Consider the following 17675-nt stretch of genomic DNA (forward strand, 5'->3'; position numbering starts at 1 on the left):
TGGAACCTTGCCTGATATAGGGTTAGCTGTAACAATCGATATCGGTGTCTGATATTAGATGTATTTTTTATATTCGCTGAAGCTGTGATATTTAACCTGGTGCCATAGGGCTTATCTCCAGAGAATTATTCTTTGGTTTTACTTCCTGGAATCGTTACTTCTTATAAATTGTCTTTTTTCAGTAGGTTGGTGACTGTAAGCCAGGGGCGGTAGCATGCCCGAAGGCCAGAGAATAAGCCTCGGTTATTCTGTCGCCATCATGATGTCTAAATAAGTGCTTTTTAGGAATTATGCCATTTAGTTAGATCTACATTTGGGGCCAATTTTATATCTCACTGATAAGCCTAACGAGCCACTTATTTTATTCGATCAGGATAATTACTCTGCCATAGTGATAAATACTCAATGATTAAATACAAACTTAAATTGATGCCTTTATTGGTGTCAGTAGCCCTTATGAGTGGTTGCACAGTACTCCCCGGTAGCAATATGTCTACGATGGGGAAAGACGTTATCAAGCAACAGGATTCAGATTTTGATCTGGACCGCATGGTCAACGTGTATCCGTTAACGCCGCGTCTGGTGGAGCAATTACGTGTACGTCCGGCGGTCGCACAGCCAAATATGTCTCTCGACCAGGAGATCTCCGCCTACCAATACCGTGTGGGGCCAGGAGATGTTCTGAATGTCACGGTCTGGGATCACCCAGAACTTACCACTCCAGCGGGCCAATACCGTAGCTCAAGCGATGCGGGTAACTGGGTACAGTCAGATGGCACCATGTTTTATCCGTATGTCGGCAAAGTAAAAGTCGCGGGTAAAACCTTGTCTGAAATCCGCAGTGATATTACCGGCCGCCTTGCGACGTACATCGCTGACCCGCAGGTGGACGTTAATATCGCTGGCTTCCGCTCGCAAAAAGCCTATGTCTCAGGTCAGGTGAATAAATCTGGCCAGCAGGCCATTACCAACGTACCGCTCACTATTCTCGATGCTATCAATGCCGCAGGCGGTCTGACTGATGCCGCTGACTGGCGCAATGTGGTGCTGACGCACAACGGCCAGGAAAAACGGATTTCCCTGCAAGCGCTGATGCAAAACGGCGACCTGAGCCAGAACCATCTGCTTTATCCCGGCGACATTTTATTCGTGCCGCGCAATGACGATCTGAAAGTGTTCGTGATGGGTGAAGTGAAGAAACAAACCACCCTGAAAATGGACTTCAGCGGCATGACGCTGACCGAAGCGCTGGGTCAGGCCGAAGGTCTGGATATGACGGCTTCCAATGCCAGCGGCATCTTCGTGATTCGCCCAATCAAAGAGAAGCAGGGCGGCAAAATCGCCAACATTTATCAGCTCGATATGTCGGATGCGACGTCGCTGGTGATGGGCACCGAATTCCAGTTGCAACCTTACGATGTGGTGTATGTGACCACAGCACCTGTCACGCGTTGGAATCGTCTGATCAACCAACTGCTGCCGACGATCAGTGGCGTTCGTTATATGACGGATACCGCCAAAGATATCCATACCTGGTAACGCGCTATGTTCAACAAAATTTTGGTTGTCTGTGTGGGGAATATTTGCCGTTCCCCAACCGCTGAGCGGTTACTCAAAAGCTATCACCCGGAGCTGACTGTGACTTCGGCGGGGCTGGGGGCTTTGGTCGGGAAGGGGGCTGATGCTGGTGCCATTCGCGTCGCCGAGCAGCATAACCTCTCCCTTGAGGGGCACTGTGCAAAACAGGTTTCCGGCAAAATGTGCCGCGAATACGACCTGATCCTCGCCATGGAAAAACGCCATATCTCCGCACTTTGCGAAATGGCTCCAGAGATGCGCGGCAAAGTGATGCTGTTTGGTCACTGGGATGCGGAACGGGAAATTCCCGATCCGTATCGCAAAAGCCACGACGCTTTTGAAGCGGTTTACGGTCTTCTGGACCAGAACGCCCAAAAATGGGCTAACGCACTCAACGCTCATCAGGGATAACAATGACAGAAAAAGCACGCCGTTCGAGCGCCCCGACTGAGGGCAATGACGAAATCGATATTGGCCGATTGTTCGGAACGGTCCTTGAAGCCCGTTGGTGGGTTCTGGGGATCACCGCCATCTTTGCGATACTTGCCACCATATATGCCATGTTCGCCACGCCAATCTATAAAGCCGATGCGCTGGTGCAAATCGAACAAAACGCCGGTAATTCGCTGGTCAACGACATCAGCTCCGCGCTATCTAACAAGCCGCCTGCTTCCGCTGCCGAGATGCAGCTGATTCAGTCGCGCCTGGTATTGGGTAAAACGGTCGACGATCTTAACCTGGATATTTCAGTCGAAAAAAACAGCTTCTGGTTATTAGGTGCGGGCTGGGACAGGCTGCAAGGCCGCCAGAACGATACCGTTGTTGTTGATACTTTTAACCTCCCGGCAGGGCAGGCCAAAAATGTATTTACTGTGGAAGTGGTTAGTCCAACACAGTATTTGCTGACTAACGACAACGGTTTTAGCGCCAAAGGGCAGGTGGGTCAGCCACTGAGTCAGGGCGGCATCACGATGTTAGTGAGCGCGATTAAAGCGCAAGTGGGCGACACGTTTACCGTCAACAAATACTCAACGCTTGGCATGATCAATCAGCTTCAGGGCAACCTAACGGTGGCTGAAAACGGCAAAGATACCGGCGTGTTAAGCCTCTCTTATACCGGCGAAGACAAAGACCAAATTCGCACTATCCTCGACAGCATTACGCGTAACTACCTGGCGCAGAACGTGCAGCGTAAATCGGAAGAAGCGGCCAAAAGCCTGCAATTCTTAGCGCAGCAGTTGCCGGAAGTCCGCAGCCGCCTCGATGCTGCCGAAAATAAACTGAATGCCTATCGCCAACAGCAAGACTCGGTTGACCTGTCACTGGAAGCCAAATCCGTGCTCGACACCATGGTGAACATTGATGCGCAGCTCAATGAATTGACCTTCAAAGAGGCGGAGATTTCCAAACTCTATACCAAGGTTCACCCGGCTTATCGCACGCTGCTGGAAAAACGTCAGACGTTGCTCGATGAAAAAGCGCGGCTGAACGGGCGTGTTACCGCGATGCCGAAAACGCAGCAAGAAATCGTGCGTTTAACGCGTGATGTCGAGTCTGGTCAACAGGTATACATGCAGCTGTTGAACAAGCAGCAAGAGTTGAAAATCACCGAAGCCAGTACCGTGGGTGATGTGCGTATCGTCGATGCGGCCATTGCTCAACCAGGCATGGTGAAACCGCAGCGTGCCCTGATTATTCTCGGCAGCATTATTCTTGGCCTGATGTTGTCTATCATGGGCGTGCTGTTACGCTCCTTGTTCAACCGTGGCATCGAAAGTCCTGCGGTACTCGAAGAGGCCGGGATTGGTGTGTACGCCAGCATCCCACTTTCTGAATGGCAGAAATCGCGCGACAACGCCACGGTGCGCAGTGTTAAAGCGGCGAAGCGCAATAAGCAAAGCCAACTACTGGCGGTGGGGAATCCGACGGATCTGGCCATTGAAGCGATTCGCAGCCTGCGTACCAGCCTTCATTTCGCCATGATGCAGGCATCCAATAACGTCCTGATGCTGACAGGTGTTAGCCCGTCGATTGGTAAAACGTTTGTTTGTGCCAACCTGGCTGCCGTGATTAGCCAGACCAATAAGCGTGTTCTGCTAATCGACTGCGATATGCGCAAAGGTTATACCCACGAACTACTAGGCACCACCAACAACAACGGTCTGGCAGAAGTGCTCTCAGGCCAGGCAGAAATTACCCGCTGTGCGCAAAAAACCTCCGTACCCAATTTTGACCTTGTGCCGCGCGGTGTCGTGCCATCGAACCCTTCCGAATTGCTGATGAGCGAGCGCTTTGCGGAGTTAATCGCATGGGCAAGCAAAAGCTATGACCTGGTGTTGATTGATACCCCGCCGATTCTCGCCGTTACCGACGCCGCTGTTGTGGGTCGCCATGCGGGCACCACGCTGATGGTGGCGCGCTACGCGGTAAATACGCTCAAAGAGGTCGAAACCAGTCTCAGCCGCTTTGAACAAAATGGCGTCACCGTACGTGGTGTGATCCTCAACTCCATCTTCCGCCGTGCGGCAGGGTACGAGGATTACGGTTACTACGAGTACGAATATAAATCTGATGCTAAGTAATCAGGCATCAACTGGCGGATGACGTTTTGCTTATTCGCCCTACAAATCTCGCCGTAGGGTGGATAAGCGATAGCGCCATCTACCAATAAATAAAAACGATTTCCGGGGGAGCGCCATGAAACGCCCACTTATCTCTATTTATATGCCGACATGGAACCGCCAGCAGTTGGCTATTCGCGCCATCAAATCGGTGCTGCGCCAGGATTATGAACACTGGGAAATGTTAATCGTTGATGACTGCTCTTCCTCTTTCGAGCAGCTTCAGCGCTTTGTTGATGAGCTGGGTGACCCACGCGTGCGTTATACCCGCAATGATTTCAATTCGGGTGCCTGCTCAGTGCGCAACCAGGCCATCTGTAATGCCACGGGTGAATTAATTACGGGTATTGATGACGATGATGAGTGGACGCCAAACCGCCTGTCGGTATTCCTGGAGCAAAAACACCAATTGGTGACTCATGCATTTCTCTACGCCAATGACTATGTCTGTGAAGGCCAGGTCTATTCGCAGCCCGCAAGCTTGCCGCTCTACCCTAAATCTCCATTCTCATTAAAGCTGTTTTACAAGCGCAATATCATAGGTAATCAGGTGTTTACTTATGCTGACCGCTTCAAAGCTTGCCTGTTCGATACCACTCTCGCGGCGGCTCAGGACTACGATATTTTCCTGCGTATGGTGGTGGAGTATGGTCAGCCGTGGAAAGTGGAAGAAGCTACGCAAATTTTGCATATCAATCACGGTGAAATGCAGATCACAAAATCACCGAAAAAGTTTGCCGGTTACTTCCATTTCTATCAAAAGCACAAAGATAAATTCGACCGTGCCAGCAAGAAGTATCAGCTATTTACCCTCTACCAGATCCGCAACAAGCGTATGTCGTTACGCACATTATTAGCGCTCTTGAGCGTGCGCAATACTAAGCGTCTGGCTGACGGATTGCGGGGGAAATAACGGTGCTTGAAGACCTGCGCGCAAACTCCTGGAGCCTTCGCCCTTGCTGCATGGTGATGGCTTACCGTATTGCCCATTTTTGCTCGGTATGGCGTAAAAAAAGCGTCATCAACAATCTTTGGGCAGCTCCGATAATCCTGCTTTATCGCTTTGTGACCGAATGCCTGTTTGGCTATGAAATCCAGGCGGGTGCCACCATCGGGCGTCGTTTTACCATTCACCACGGTTATGCCGTTGTGATTAATAAATTCGTGGTCGCCGGTGATGACTTCACCATTCGCCACGGCGTCACCATCGGTAATCGCGGCAAAAGCAACGCCTGCCCGGTGATCGGCAACGGTGTCGAACTGGGTGCCAACGTGGTGATTATTGGCGAAATCACGCTTGGGAATAACGTCATTGTTGGTGCTGGGAGCGTGGTACTCGATAGCGTGCCAGACAATGCGCTGGTGGTTGGCGAAAAAGCACAGGTAAAAATAATCAAATGAATATCATGCAATTTAACGTGCGCCTCGCTGAAGGCGGCGCAGCGGGCGTGGCGCTGGATCTTCATCAGCGTGCCAATGCTGCAGGTTTTAGCTCGCGATTTATTTACGGCTACGGTAAAGGCGGCAAGAAAAGTGCCAGCCATGACAAGTTCCAGGGGGTGGAAAAACACACCCCACGCCTGACGTCTATCGCCAACATTATTCTGTTTCGCTTTTTCAACCGCGACCCATTCGGCAACCTGAATAACCTGTATCGCAAAGTGACTCGTGCCCAAGGCCCGGTAGTGCTGCATTTTCATGTGGTACACAGTTATTGGTTGAATCTCGAAGAGATGGTGACGTTTTGCCAGCGTGTAAAAGCGCATAAACCGGATGTCACTTTTGTCTGGACGCTCCACGACCACTGGAGCATCACCGGACGCTGTGCGTTTCTGGATGGTTGCGATGGTTGGAAAACTGGCTGCCAGAAATGCCCGACGCTAAACAACTACCCGCCCGTGAAAAAGGATCGTGCACATCTTTTGGTGCACACCAAACGCCAGTTGTTCCGCGAAATGCTCGCGCTAGGCTGCAAGTTTATTTCGCCAAGTCAGCATGTGGCCGATGCCTTTAACCTGATTTACGGAGCAGGGCGCTGCAAAATCATCAATAACGGTATTGATGTGGCAACCGAAGCGATTCTGGCTGAATTACCGCTCACGCAAGCCGCGGGTGTTAAGCCAAAAGTAGCTGTGGTAGCCCATGATTTGCGTTACGACGGCAAAACTAATCAGCAACTGGTGCAGGCCATTATGGCGCTGGGCGACGAAATCGAGTTGCACACTTTCGGTAAGTTCTCGCCGTTTAATGGCCCGAACGTGGTGAACCACGGTTATATGACCGATAAAAAAGCACTGATGAGCGAGCTTAACGAAATGGACTCGCTGGTGTTCAGCTCGCAGGTAGATAACTACCCTCTGATTCTGTGTGAAGCGTTATCCATTGGCGTGCCGGTTATCGCCACGCAAAGTGATGCTGCTGACGAAGTATTGCGTAAAGTTGGCGGCAAAACCTTTAGTGATGCTCGGGTGCTCGAACTGGTGAAAATGCCAAAAGAGCAGTTAGCGCAGCAGGTGTTTGGCAAAGAGTTGCAGGTATTTAAAGCTGCAAGCCGCCAGGCGTTTAGTGGGCAACAGATGCTGGAGGAGTATGTCTCGTTCTATCAGAATCTGTAGTTATCTGCTGTTACCGTTTATCTATCTGGTGGTCAACGTCAAGTTGGCCTCATTGGGGGAAAGCTTCCCAATAACGATAGTCACCTTCTTACCTGCAATCCTCTTTTTGTACATTGAACGAATCAGCGTCAAAAAATTGATGATTGCGCTGGGTATCGGTGCCGCACTGACTGCATTTAACTACATCTTTGGCCAATCGCTTGATGCCAGCAAATACGTCACCTCGACATTATTGTTCGTCTATATTGTGCTGATTATGGCAATGACATGGAGTTGCCGTTTCAAAACTATTTCACAGCGTAATCACCATAAAATTCTGCGGTTATTTTATGTTGTGGTGGGCATTATTGTGATGCTTGCGGCGGCGGAAATGGCTCAGATTATTCTGACCGGTGGAAGTAGCCTGATTGAGAAAATTTCGAAGTTTCTTATATACAGTAATAGCTATGTTCTGAACTTTATTAGCTTCGGCGGCAAGCGTACTACCGCACTCTATTTTGAACCGGCGTTCTTCGCTCTGGCATTAATCTCAATTTGGCTCAGTATCAAACAGTTTGGTATCAAAACACCGAAAACAGATGGTATGATTCTTTTAGGGATAGTGCTCTCAGGTTCATTTTCAGGGGTAATGACTTTTATCCTGTTCTATCTTCTTGAATGGGCATTCCAGTACCTTAATAAAAATGCCATAAAGAAGAAGTTGCCATTAGCAATTATTTCTCTTTCCGTGTTTTTAGTAGGGTTAATATTCGCATTCCCTTATATCGCGACCCGCCTTGGCGATTTGGGAACCGAAGGTTCTTCATCTTATTATCGAATTATTGGCCCGTTAGCGATGGTTGGGTATTCATTAACCAATATCGACGGGGTAGTGCGTTTCGGATCTTTATATGAATATGTCGCATCATTCGGAATCTTTAACGGTGCGGATGTCGGTAAAACAGTAGACAATGGTTTGTATCTGTTAATTATTTATTTTTCATGGTTCGCGGTATTACTGACCATTTGGTATATGTGGAAAGTCATTAAAATGATGCGCACAGCTTTTGGTAATAATGAAAATTACCGCGTTCAATTATGGCTTTTTACACCCGTGTCATTATTTTTTACCGGTTCAATTTTTAGCCCTGAATATGCGTTCTTGATTGTGTGCCCATTTATTTTACGTAAGGCGCTCAAAATTACGAACACCTGAGGTCAATAACAATGCTGCTAAGTGTCATCACGGTTGCTTATAAAAATCTCGCCGGAATAGAAAAAACCTGGCATTCGCTGGCTCACTTAGCGAAGGCACCAGGCATCACATTTGAGTGGATTGTTGTGGATGGCGCCTCAAATGACGGCACCGCAGAGTTTCTGGAAAACCTCAATGGTCAGTACCAGTTACGTTATGTTAGCGAGAAAGATAACGGCATTTATGATGCAATGAACAAAGGTATTGAGATGGCCCAGGGCCGCTTTGCTTTGTTCCTCAATTCCGGTGACATTTTCCACCAGGATATTGCCACCGTCGCGCATCAACTGGCTGCTATGCCCTCGACTGATAATGCGATGGTGATTGGTGATGCGTTATTAGATTTTGGCGACGGTACAAAAATAGAACGCCGCGCAAAGCAGGGCTGGTATATCTACCATAGTTTACCTGCCAGCCATCAGGCGATATTTTTCCCAGTATCAGGGCTGCGTAAATACCCTTACGATCTGCAATATAAAGTCTCATCGGATTATGCGCTTGCCGCACGTATGTATAAAAAAGGTTATTCATTCAAACGCGTCAAGGGATTGGTGTCTGAATTTTCCATGGGCGGCGTGTCGACATCAAATAATATTGAATTGTGTCGGGATGCAAAAAATGTTCAGCGCAAAATATTAGGCGTGCCGGGATTTATTGCAGAATTATCTTATAAGCTTCGTCTGCGTACTACCGGAAAAGCAAAAGCACTTTATAACAAAGCCTGATTCTGTAGGTGGGATTAGCGTCAGCGACATCCGACAAAAACGTAGGAAATATTATGCAGGAATTAAATGGCTTCTCGGTACCGAAAGGTTTCCGGGGTGGGCACCCTATTAAGGTTCAACTGTGGTGGGCGGTACAAGCAACATTATTTGCATGGTCACCACAAATATTTTATCGCTGGCGTGCCTTTTTATTACGCCTGTTTGGTGCACGAATTGGTAAAGGTGTTGTGATTCGTCCGTCAGTAAAAATTACTTACCCATGGAAATTAACGCTAGGCGATTATGCCTGGGTAGGTGATGACGCAGTGTTGTATACGCTGGGTGATATCACGATAGGGGCGAATTCTGTGGTGTCACAAAAGTGTTATTTGTGCACCGGAAGCCACGATTATATGAGTAAGCATTTTGATATTACCGCCTCGCCAATTGTTATCGGTGAGAAGTGCTGGCTGGCAACCGATGTATTTGTTTCACCTGGCGTGAATATTGGAAATGGCACCGTCGTGGGTGCGCGTAGCAGCATTTATAAATCATTACCGGCGAATGCCGTTTGCCGGGGTAACCCAGCAGTAAAAATACGCGATCGAGCGTGAGCGCTTTATTTAAAGCAAAGCTCTTAATTTAATCTTCAATCATAGGAATTATTATGACTAAAGTAGCTCTCATCACGGGTGTAACCGGGCAAGACGGCTCCTATCTGGCGGAACTGCTGCTGGAAAAAGGTTATGAAGTTCATGGTATTAAGCGACGTGCTTCTTCTTTCAACACCGAACGTGTTGATCATATTTATCAGGATCCACATACCAGCAACCCGAAATTCCATCTGCACTACGGTGATCTGACGGACAGCTCTAACCTGACCCGTATTCTTTCCGAAGTGCAGCCGGATGAAGTGTATAACCTGGGCGCGATGAGCCATGTAGCGGTTTCTTTTGAATCCCCGGAATACACTGCAGACGTTGATGCCATGGGTACGCTGCGCCTTCTGGAAGCGATTCGTTTCTTAGGCCTTGAGAAGAAAACACGTTTCTACCAGGCATCCACTTCCGAGCTCTACGGCCTGGTACAAGAAACCCCGCAGAAAGAAACCACACCTTTCTATCCGCGCTCTCCGTATGCCGTTGCCAAACTTTACGCCTACTGGATCACCGTCAACTACCGCGAATCCTACGGCATGTACGCATGTAACGGGATTTTGTTTAACCACGAATCCCCACGCCGTGGCGAAACCTTCGTGACCCGTAAAATCACCCGCGCTATCGCCAACATTTCTCAGGGCCTGGAAAAATGCCTGTATCTGGGCAACATGGATTCTCTGCGTGACTGGGGCCATGCCAAAGACTACGTGAAAATGCAGTGGATGATGCTGCAACAAGAGGCGCCAGAGGATTTCGTGATTGCCACCGGTGTGCAGTATTCCGTGCGTCAGTTCGTGGAAATGTCAGCGGCACAGCTGGGTATCAAACTGCGCTTTGAAGGTACGGGTGTGGAAGAGAAGGGCATTGTTGTTTCTGTCACGGGCCACGATGCGCCGGGTGTGAAACCAGGTGATGTGATTGTCTCTGTGGACCCACGTTACTTCCGTCCTGCAGAAGTGGAAACCCTGCTGGGTGACCCAACTAAAGCACACGAAAAACTGGGCTGGAAACCAGAAATCACGCTTAAAGAGATGGTTGGCGAAATGGTCGCTAAAGATCTGGAAGCGGCGAAAAAACACTCGTTGCTTAAGTCCCATGGTTACGAGGTTGCCATCGCGCTGGAGTCCTGAGCATGAATAAACACCGTATCTTTGTTGCCGGCCATCGGGGGATGGTCGGTTCGGCCATCGTCCGTCAGCTTGAACAACGCGCTGATGTCGAACTGGTGCTGCGTAATCGCGATGAACTGAACCTGTTAGATGGTGCAGCGGTGAATGCCTTCTTTGCCGAGGAGCGCATTGACCAGGTTTACCTCGCAGCGGCAAAAGTGGGCGGAATTGTTGCCAACAACACTTATCCGGCCGACTTCATCTACGAAAATCTGATTATTGAGAGCAACATTATTCACAGCGCGCATACGCACAATGTGAATAAGCTGTTGTTCCTCGGTTCATCGTGCATTTACCCGAAAATGGCTCACCAGCCAATGGCGGAAAGCGAGCTGCTGCAAGGCACGCTTGAAGCGACTAACGAGCCGTATGCGATTGCCAAAATCGCCGGTATCAAACTGTGTGAGTCATATAACCGCCAGTACGGTCGTGATTATCGTTCGGTGATGCCAACTAATTTGTATGGGCCGAACGATAACTTCCACCCAAGTAACTCGCACGTGATTCCTGCGTTACTGCGCCGTTTCCACGAAGCGACGCAGCAAAACTCGCCGGATGTGGTGGTGTGGGGTAGCGGCACGCCAATGCGTGAATTCCTGCATGTCGATGATATGGCGGCAGCCAGCATTCATATTATGGAAATGGCCAGCGAAGTGTGGCAGGAAAATACCCAGCCGATGCTGTCGCACATTAACGTCGGCACCGGTGTGGATTGCACTATCCGCGAGCTGGCGCAAACCATCGCCAAAGTCACGGGTTACCGTGGGCGCGTAGTGTTTGATGCCACTAAGCCTGATGGCACGCCGCGCAAACTGCTGGACGTTACCCGCCTGCGCCGCCTGGGCTGGTATCCGGAAATCACTTTGGAGCCTGGCCTTGCCAGCACCTACCAGTGGTTCCTCGAAAACCAGCAACGGTTCCGGGGGTAAATATGTTTCTGAGTGCTGAAGACTTCTCAACCGTTGTCCGCTCCACACCGCTGATCTCAATCGATCTGATCGTTGAAAATCAGGCAGGAGAATTCCTGTTGGGGCAACGCACTCAGCGCCCGGCGCAGAACTTTTGGTTCGTGCCGGGAGGCCGGGTACAGAAAGACGAAACGCTGGACCGTGCTTTTGCGCGCTTAACCGAGGCTGAATTAGGTACGGCGTTCACCTTGCAGGATGGCGAGTTTTACGGCGTGTGGCAGCACTTCTATGACGACAACTTCTCCGGCACGGATTTCTCCACGCACTACATCGTGCTGGGATTCCGCCTGCGTGTTGATGCCGATGCGCTGCAACTGCCGGATGCGCAACACAGTGCTTATCGCTGGTTAACGCCTGAAGAATTGTTGGCACGTGATGATGTACACGACAACAGTCGCGCTTATTTTCTGACCGACAAGGCAGATAAGGTCATCGGATTATGAAAATCCTGGTCTACGGCATTAACTACTCCCCGGAATTAACTGGCATCGGCAAATATACCGGCGAAATGGTTGAATGGATGACGCGCCAGGGCCATGAGGTGCGTGTTATCACCGCACCGCCTTACTATCCAGTTTGGGAAGTCCATCCCGATTATTCCGCCTGGAAGTACAAGAAGGAAGTGGGGGCCGCCACTGTCTGGCGTTGCCCGCTGTATGTACCAAAGCAGCCTTCAACGATAAAGCGCCTGATTCATTTGGGCAGCTTTGCACTGAGTTCTTTATTCCCGCTGCTGGCGCAACGCCGCTGGAAGCCGGACCGCATTATCGGTGTGGTGCCGACGCTATTTTGTGTACCGGGCATGCGCCTGCTCGCAAAATTGAGCGGCGCGCGCACGTTGCTACATATTCAGGATTACGAAGTCGACGCCATGCTCGGCCTCGGAATGGCGGGCAAAAAACAGGGAAAAGTGGCCCGACTGGCCAGCCGTTTTGAGCAAAGTGGCCTGCATAACGTTGACAACGTTTCGACCATTTCGCGTTCGATGATGAACAAAGCGGCTGAAAAGGGTGTGGATCCGAAGAAAGTGATCTTCTTCCCTAACTGGTCCGAAGTAGAGCGTTTTCGCGATATTTCCCGTAAAGAAATTCTGGCGGTTCGTGACAGCCTGCAATTGCCAGACGATAAAAAAATCATCCTCTATTCCGGCAATATCGGCGAAAAACAGGGGCTGGAAACGGTCATTGAAGTGGCTGAACGTTTTGCTAACAAGCCGTATTTATTCGTGATTGTCGGGCAGGGCGGCGGCAAGGCTCGCCTGCAAAAACTGGCGCAGGATAAAGGGCTGCACAACGTGGTGTTCCATCCGTTGCAGCCTTACGACGCGCTGCCAGCGTTACTTAAGCTTGCCGATTGTCATTTGGTCATTCAGCGCCGAGGTGCGGCTGATGCCGTTTTGCCATCAAAACTGACCAACATTCTTGCGGTGGGCGGCAATGCGGTGATTACCGCAGAACCAGACACCGAACTCGGCCAACTTTGCGATGCGTTTTCCGGTATCGCGGTGTGTGTTGAGCCGGAATCGGTTGATGCCCTGGCCGATGGCATTCAGCGCTGCCTGCAACTGCCGGAACATAACATCGTGGCATGTGAATATGCCGAGCGCACGCTCGAGAAAAACAGCGTGTTGAATCAATTTATTGCGGACATTCAGGGTTAATTATGACTAATTCCAGACTCTATCCGGTCATCATGGCTGGAGGAAACGGTAGCCGCTTGTGGCCGTTGTCCCGCGTGCTTTACCCGAAACAGTTCCTGTGCCTGAAAGGCGAACTGACGATGTTGCAAACCACCGTTAGCCGTTTAAACGGCGTCGATTGCGAAAGCCCGGTGGTAATTTGCAATGAAGAACACCGTTTTATCGTCGCCGAACAGCTGCGCGAGCTGAACAAGCTGACGGAAAATATTGTGCTGGAGCCTGCCGGGCGCAACACCGCTCCAGCCATCGCGCTGGCAGCGCTGGCGGCAATACGCAATCAGCCAGAAAATGACCCGCTGATGCTGATACTGGCCGCTGACCACGTTATCCAGGACGAAGATGCATTCCGAAACGCAGTACGTAATGCGCTGCCGTATGCCGAAGCGGGCAAACTGGTGACTTTCGGCATCGTCCCGGATCTGCCAGAAACGGGCTATGGCTACATTCGCCGTGGCGAAGTGATAAACCCGAATGCACCTGATGCGGATGCGATTGCGTTTGGTGTGGCGCAGTTTGTCGAAAAACCGGATATCGCCACCGCGCAGGCATACGTCGCCAGTGGCGAATATTACTGGAACAGCGGTATGTTCCTGTTCCGCGCCGGGCGCTACCTCGAAGAGTTAAAAAAATTCCGCCCGGATATTCTCAGCGCCTGCGAAAAAGCGATGGCGAACATCGACCCGGATCTCGATTTTGTGCGTGTCGATGAAGCCGCATTCCTCGCATGTCCTGACGAGTCTATTGACTACGCGGTGATGGAAAAAACTGCTGATGCGGTAGTTGTGCCGATGGATGCCGGCTGGAGCGACGTCGGTTCATGGTCTTCGCTGTGGGAAATCAGCACCAAAAACCAGCAGGGTAATGTGCATCACGGCGATGTAATAAGCCACTCTACCGAAAACAGTTACATCTACGCCGAATCCGGCCTGGTCACCACCGTTGGCGTGAAAGACCTGATTGTTGTGCAGACCAAAGATGCGGTGCTGATTGCCGACCGCGACCACGTCCAGAGCGTGAAGAAAGTGGTTGAGCAGATTAAATTCGATGGCCGCCACGAACACCACAACCACCGCGAAGTGTACCGCCCGTGGGGCAAGTACGACTCTATCGATGAAGGTGAACGCTACCAGGTGAAACGCATCACCGTGAAACCAGGCGAAGGTCTGTCTTTGCAGATGCACCATCACCGCGCCGAGCACTGGATTGTGGTAGCCGGCACCGCGAAAGTGACCCTGGGTGAGGAAGTGAAACTGCTCGGTGAAAACGAGTCCATCTACATTCCGCTGGGTGTCACCCACTGCCTGGAAAACCCAGGGAAAATCCCGCTCGATCTGATTGAAGTGCGTTCCGGCACCTACCTCGAAGAAGACGACATTGTGCGCTTCGAGGATCGCTACGGACGCATCTAACCATCATATTTCACGCTGCAGATGCGTTGGCTTCCTTTGCGCACACCGGTCACTTAGTTAACTAAGCTCCCGGCGATGCACGCAGTTGCCGCCTTCCTGCAACGCGAAATCTAATGGTTATACATTTTAGAAAAAGTTATCTCCGTACTGGAGGGGGCTGACTGTTGCCTGAAAAGAGGTAAAACATGACTGAATTAACCTGTTTTAAAGCCTATGACATTCGCGGCAAGCTGGGCGAAGAGCTGAATGAAGAGATTGCCGAACGTATTGGCCGCGCCTATGGCGAGTACCTGAAACCGAAAACCATTGTGCTGGGCGGCGACGTGCGACTGACCAGTGAGGCACTTAAGCTGGCGCTGGCAAAAGGGTTGCAGGATGCGGGTGTGGACGTGCTGGATATCGGCCTGTCCGGCACCGAGGAAATCTATTTTGCTACCTGGCATCTGGATGTGGATGGCGGCATTGAAGTCACCGCCAGCCATAACCCGATGGACTACAACGGCATGAAGCTGGTGCGCGAAGGGGCTCGCCCGATTAGCGGCGACACCGGCCTGCGCGATGTGCAGCGCCTGGCGGAGGCCAACGACTTCCCGCCGGTGGACGCGGCAAAACGCGGCTGCTACCAGAAAGTTTCGGTGGTTGAGGCGTACATCGACCATCTGTTCTCGTACATCAACGTCAAAAACATCAAGCCGCTGAAACTGGTGATTAACTCCGGTAACGGTGCGGCGGGCCCGATTGTTGATGCCATCGAAGCACGCTTTAAGGCACTCAACGTGCCGCTGACGTTCATAAAAGTACACAACCAGCCTGACGGTAATTTCCCTAACGGTATCCCGAACCCGCTGCTACCTGAGTGCCGCGACGATACCCGCAACGCGGTGATTGAACATGGCGCGGATATGGGCATCGCCTTTGACGGCGATTTCGACCGCTGCTTCCTGTTCGATGAGAAAGGGCAGTTTATCGAAGGCTATTACATCATCGGTCTGCTGGCGGCGGCATTCCTTGAAAAACAGCCGGGGGCGAAGATTATTCATGACCCACGCCTGTCGTGGAACACGGTAGATATCGTTGAGCGCGCAGGCGGCACGCCGGTGATGTCGAAAACCGGTCATGCGTTTATCAAAGAGCGTATGCGCCAGGAAGACGCCATTTACGGCGGTGAAATGAGCGCCCACCACTATTTCCGTGATTTTGCATATTGCGACAGCGGGATGATCCCGTGGCTGCTGGTGACCGAGTTGCTGTGCCTGAAAGGGAAAACCCTTGGTGAACTGGTGCGTGACCGTATGGCTGCGTGGCCGGCGAGCGGGGAAATCAACAGCAAGCTGGCAGACCCGAAAGTCGCGATTGCGCGCGTGCAGCAGCACTTTGCGCCGCACGCGCAGGAAGTGGACCACACCGACGGCGTGAGCATGGCGTTTGCCGACTGGCGTTTTAACCTGCGCAGTTCAAATACCGAACCGGTGGTGCGCCTGAATGTGGAATCGCGCAGTAATGAACAACTGATGCAGGCGCGAACGCAGGAAATTATGGAACTGTTGAATCAGTGATCTGTGGGGACGGAAATCTCCTGAGGCAGGAAAGGGGATCCGTCACCCTTTTAATAAAGGTAAAACGATGACAAACCTAAAAAAGCGCGAGCTGCCAAAAACGAACGCATCGTTAATCTCTATGGTGCAACGTTTTTCTGACATAACCATCATGTTTGTTGGGTTATGGGTAGTGTGTCAGGTTAACGCGTTACCGTTTTTGTATATGCATTTGCTGATGGCGTTACTCGCCCTCGTGGTCTTCCAGATGATTGGTGGAATGACCGATTTTTATCGCTCCTGGCGCGGAGTGAGAATTTCCAGCGAACTGATGCTGCTGCTGCAAAACTGGACGCTAAGTCTGATTTTTAGTGCCGGATTACTGGCGTTTAACCCTGACTTTGATGGCTCATTCTGGGTGTATCTGGCCTGGTATGTGCTGACCAGTTTCGGCATGGTGATGTGCCGTTCGTTTATTCGCTTCGGTGCTGGTTGGTTGCGCAATATGGGCTACAACACGCGTCGTATTGCCATCGCGGGTTCACTGCCGGTGGGTTACACACTGGCCGAAAGTTTCCGTAACGAACCGTGGTTAGGCTTTGATGTCACCGGGGTTTATGACGACCAGCAGCCTGAATCCCCACACGGTGATTATGCCGGCTCTTTTGCCGACCTGGTTGAACAGGCGCGCGCAGGGCAAATCGACAATATCTACATCGCCATGGCGATGAGTGAAGAAGCGCAGATTAAAACTCTGGTCCGCGAACTCACGGATACCACCTGTTCGGTGATGCTAATCCCTGATGTGTTCACCTTCAATATTCTTAACTCTCGCACCGAAGAAGTTAACGGTGTGCCGGTAGTACCGCTGTTTGCAACCCCACTGAATGGTATTAACCGGATTCTGAAACGCCTCGAAGATATCGTGTTGTCGGCGATGATCTTGCTGTTTATTTCCCCAGTACTGCTGTGCATTAGTGCTGCGGTAAAACTGACCTCGCCAGGCCCGGTTATCTTCCGCCAGACGCGTTACGGCATGGATGGCAAGCCAATCAAAGTATGGAAATTCCGCTCCATGAAAGTGATGGAAAATGATGCTGTAGTGACTCAGGCCACCAAAGGCGACAAGCGTATTACGCCGGTGGGGAATTTCCTGCGCCGCACGTCGCTTGATGAGCTGCCGCAGTTTATTAATGTGCTGATGGGTGAAATGTCGATTGTCGGTCCTCGCCCCCATGCGGTTGCACATAACGAACAATATCGTTTGCTGATTGAAGGCTACATGCTGCGCCACAAAGTGAAGCCCGGCATTACCGGCTGGGCGCAAATCAACGGCTGGCGCGGTGAAACCGACACGCTTGAGAAAATGGAAAAGCGCGTTGAGTTTGACCTGGAATACATCCGCGAATGGAGCCTGTGGTTTGACATCAAAATTGTCTTTCTGACCATCTTCAAAGGCTTTGTTAATAAAGCTGCGTATTAAG

General features: G+C 50.9%; 16 protein-coding genes. All 16 read left to right on the top strand.

What is annotated here, in order from left to right; genetic code table 11:
* The first annotated feature begins 405 nt into the window (after positions 1 to 405).
* The 16 genes from EDF88_RS14525 (at position 406) to wcaJ (ending at position 17674) form a co-directional block, all read left to right on the top strand.
* Positions 406 to 1539: a polysaccharide export protein gene (locus EDF88_RS14525; RefSeq protein ID WP_134185384.1), complete on the top strand. Its 1134-nt coding sequence runs from the start codon at positions 406 to 408 to the stop codon at positions 1537 to 1539.
* A 6-nt stretch (positions 1540 to 1545) separates the two neighbouring features.
* Positions 1546 to 1989: a low molecular weight protein-tyrosine-phosphatase Wzb gene (gene wzb, locus EDF88_RS14530; RefSeq protein WP_064512241.1), complete on the top strand. Its 444-nt coding sequence runs from the start codon at positions 1546 to 1548 to the stop codon at positions 1987 to 1989.
* A 2-nt stretch (positions 1990 to 1991) separates the two neighbouring features.
* Positions 1992 to 4160: a tyrosine-protein kinase Wzc gene (gene wzc / locus EDF88_RS14535; protein ID WP_134185386.1), complete on the top strand. Its 2169-nt coding sequence runs from the start codon at positions 1992 to 1994 to the stop codon at positions 4158 to 4160.
* Positions 4161 to 4275: 115 nt separating this feature from the next.
* Positions 4276 to 5112 (top strand): colanic acid biosynthesis glycosyltransferase WcaA, encoded by an 837-nt coding sequence (gene wcaA / locus EDF88_RS14540; protein WP_064512236.1) that lies wholly within the window; start codon positions 4276 to 4278, stop codon positions 5110 to 5112.
* Positions 5113 to 5114: 2 nt separating this feature from the next.
* Positions 5115 to 5600 carry a colanic acid biosynthesis acetyltransferase WcaB gene (gene wcaB, locus EDF88_RS14545; protein WP_134185388.1) on the top strand — a complete coding sequence of 162 codons (486 nt, stop codon included), beginning with the start codon at positions 5115 to 5117 and terminating at the stop codon, positions 5598 to 5600.
* Positions 5597 to 6814 (top strand): glycosyltransferase, encoded by a 1218-nt coding sequence (locus EDF88_RS14550; protein WP_134185390.1) that lies wholly within the window; start codon positions 5597 to 5599, stop codon positions 6812 to 6814. The genes wcaB and EDF88_RS14550 overlap by 4 nt, the downstream gene beginning before the upstream one ends.
* Positions 6789 to 8009: a colanic acid polymerase WcaD gene (gene wcaD / locus EDF88_RS14555; protein ID WP_134185392.1), complete on the top strand. Its 1221-nt coding sequence runs from the start codon at positions 6789 to 6791 to the stop codon at positions 8007 to 8009. Before EDF88_RS14550 ends, wcaD begins: the two co-directional genes overlap by 26 nt.
* A gap of 11 nt (positions 8010 to 8020) precedes the next feature.
* Positions 8021 to 8773 carry a colanic acid biosynthesis glycosyltransferase WcaE gene (wcaE, locus tag EDF88_RS14560; protein ID WP_134185394.1) on the top strand — a complete coding sequence of 251 codons (753 nt, stop codon included), beginning with the start codon at positions 8021 to 8023 and terminating at the stop codon, positions 8771 to 8773.
* 53 nt (positions 8774 to 8826) lie between these two features.
* Positions 8827 to 9366 (top strand): colanic acid biosynthesis acetyltransferase WcaF, encoded by a 540-nt coding sequence (wcaF, locus tag EDF88_RS14565; RefSeq protein WP_134185396.1) that lies wholly within the window; start codon positions 8827 to 8829, stop codon positions 9364 to 9366.
* A gap of 53 nt (positions 9367 to 9419) precedes the next feature.
* On the top strand, positions 9420 to 10541 hold the full coding sequence (gene gmd, locus EDF88_RS14570; RefSeq protein WP_134185398.1) for a GDP-mannose 4,6-dehydratase: 1122 nt from the start codon (positions 9420 to 9422) through the stop codon (positions 10539 to 10541).
* Between the two features lie 2 nt (positions 10542 to 10543).
* Positions 10544 to 11509 carry a GDP-L-fucose synthase gene (locus EDF88_RS14575; RefSeq protein ID WP_134185400.1) on the top strand — a complete coding sequence of 322 codons (966 nt, stop codon included), beginning with the start codon at positions 10544 to 10546 and terminating at the stop codon, positions 11507 to 11509.
* A 2-nt stretch (positions 11510 to 11511) separates the two neighbouring features.
* Positions 11512 to 11991 carry a GDP-mannose mannosyl hydrolase gene (locus EDF88_RS14580; protein WP_134185402.1) on the top strand — a complete coding sequence of 160 codons (480 nt, stop codon included), beginning with the start codon at positions 11512 to 11514 and terminating at the stop codon, positions 11989 to 11991.
* Entirely contained in the window at positions 11988 to 13208 is a 1221-nt protein-coding gene (wcaI, locus tag EDF88_RS14585; RefSeq protein WP_134185404.1) for a colanic acid biosynthesis fucosyltransferase WcaI, read from the top strand. The genes EDF88_RS14580 and wcaI overlap by 4 nt, the downstream gene beginning before the upstream one ends.
* Before the next feature lie 2 nt (positions 13209 to 13210).
* Positions 13211 to 14656: a mannose-1-phosphate guanyltransferase gene (cpsB, locus tag EDF88_RS14590; RefSeq protein WP_134185406.1), complete on the top strand. Its 1446-nt coding sequence runs from the start codon at positions 13211 to 13213 to the stop codon at positions 14654 to 14656.
* 185 nt (positions 14657 to 14841) lie between these two features.
* Positions 14842 to 16212 carry a colanic acid biosynthesis phosphomannomutase CpsG gene (cpsG, locus tag EDF88_RS14595; RefSeq protein ID WP_134185408.1) on the top strand — a complete coding sequence of 457 codons (1371 nt, stop codon included), beginning with the start codon at positions 14842 to 14844 and terminating at the stop codon, positions 16210 to 16212.
* 67 nt (positions 16213 to 16279) lie between these two features.
* Positions 16280 to 17674: an undecaprenyl-phosphate glucose phosphotransferase gene (wcaJ, locus tag EDF88_RS14600; RefSeq protein ID WP_064512211.1), complete on the top strand. Its 1395-nt coding sequence runs from the start codon at positions 16280 to 16282 to the stop codon at positions 17672 to 17674.
* Position 17675: the final 1 nt, after the last annotated feature.

Origin of the sequence: Buttiauxella sp. BIGb0552 (genome assembly GCF_004366275.1) — a bacterium.
GTDB classification, from domain to species: domain Bacteria; phylum Pseudomonadota; class Gammaproteobacteria; order Enterobacterales; family Enterobacteriaceae; genus Buttiauxella; species Buttiauxella gaviniae.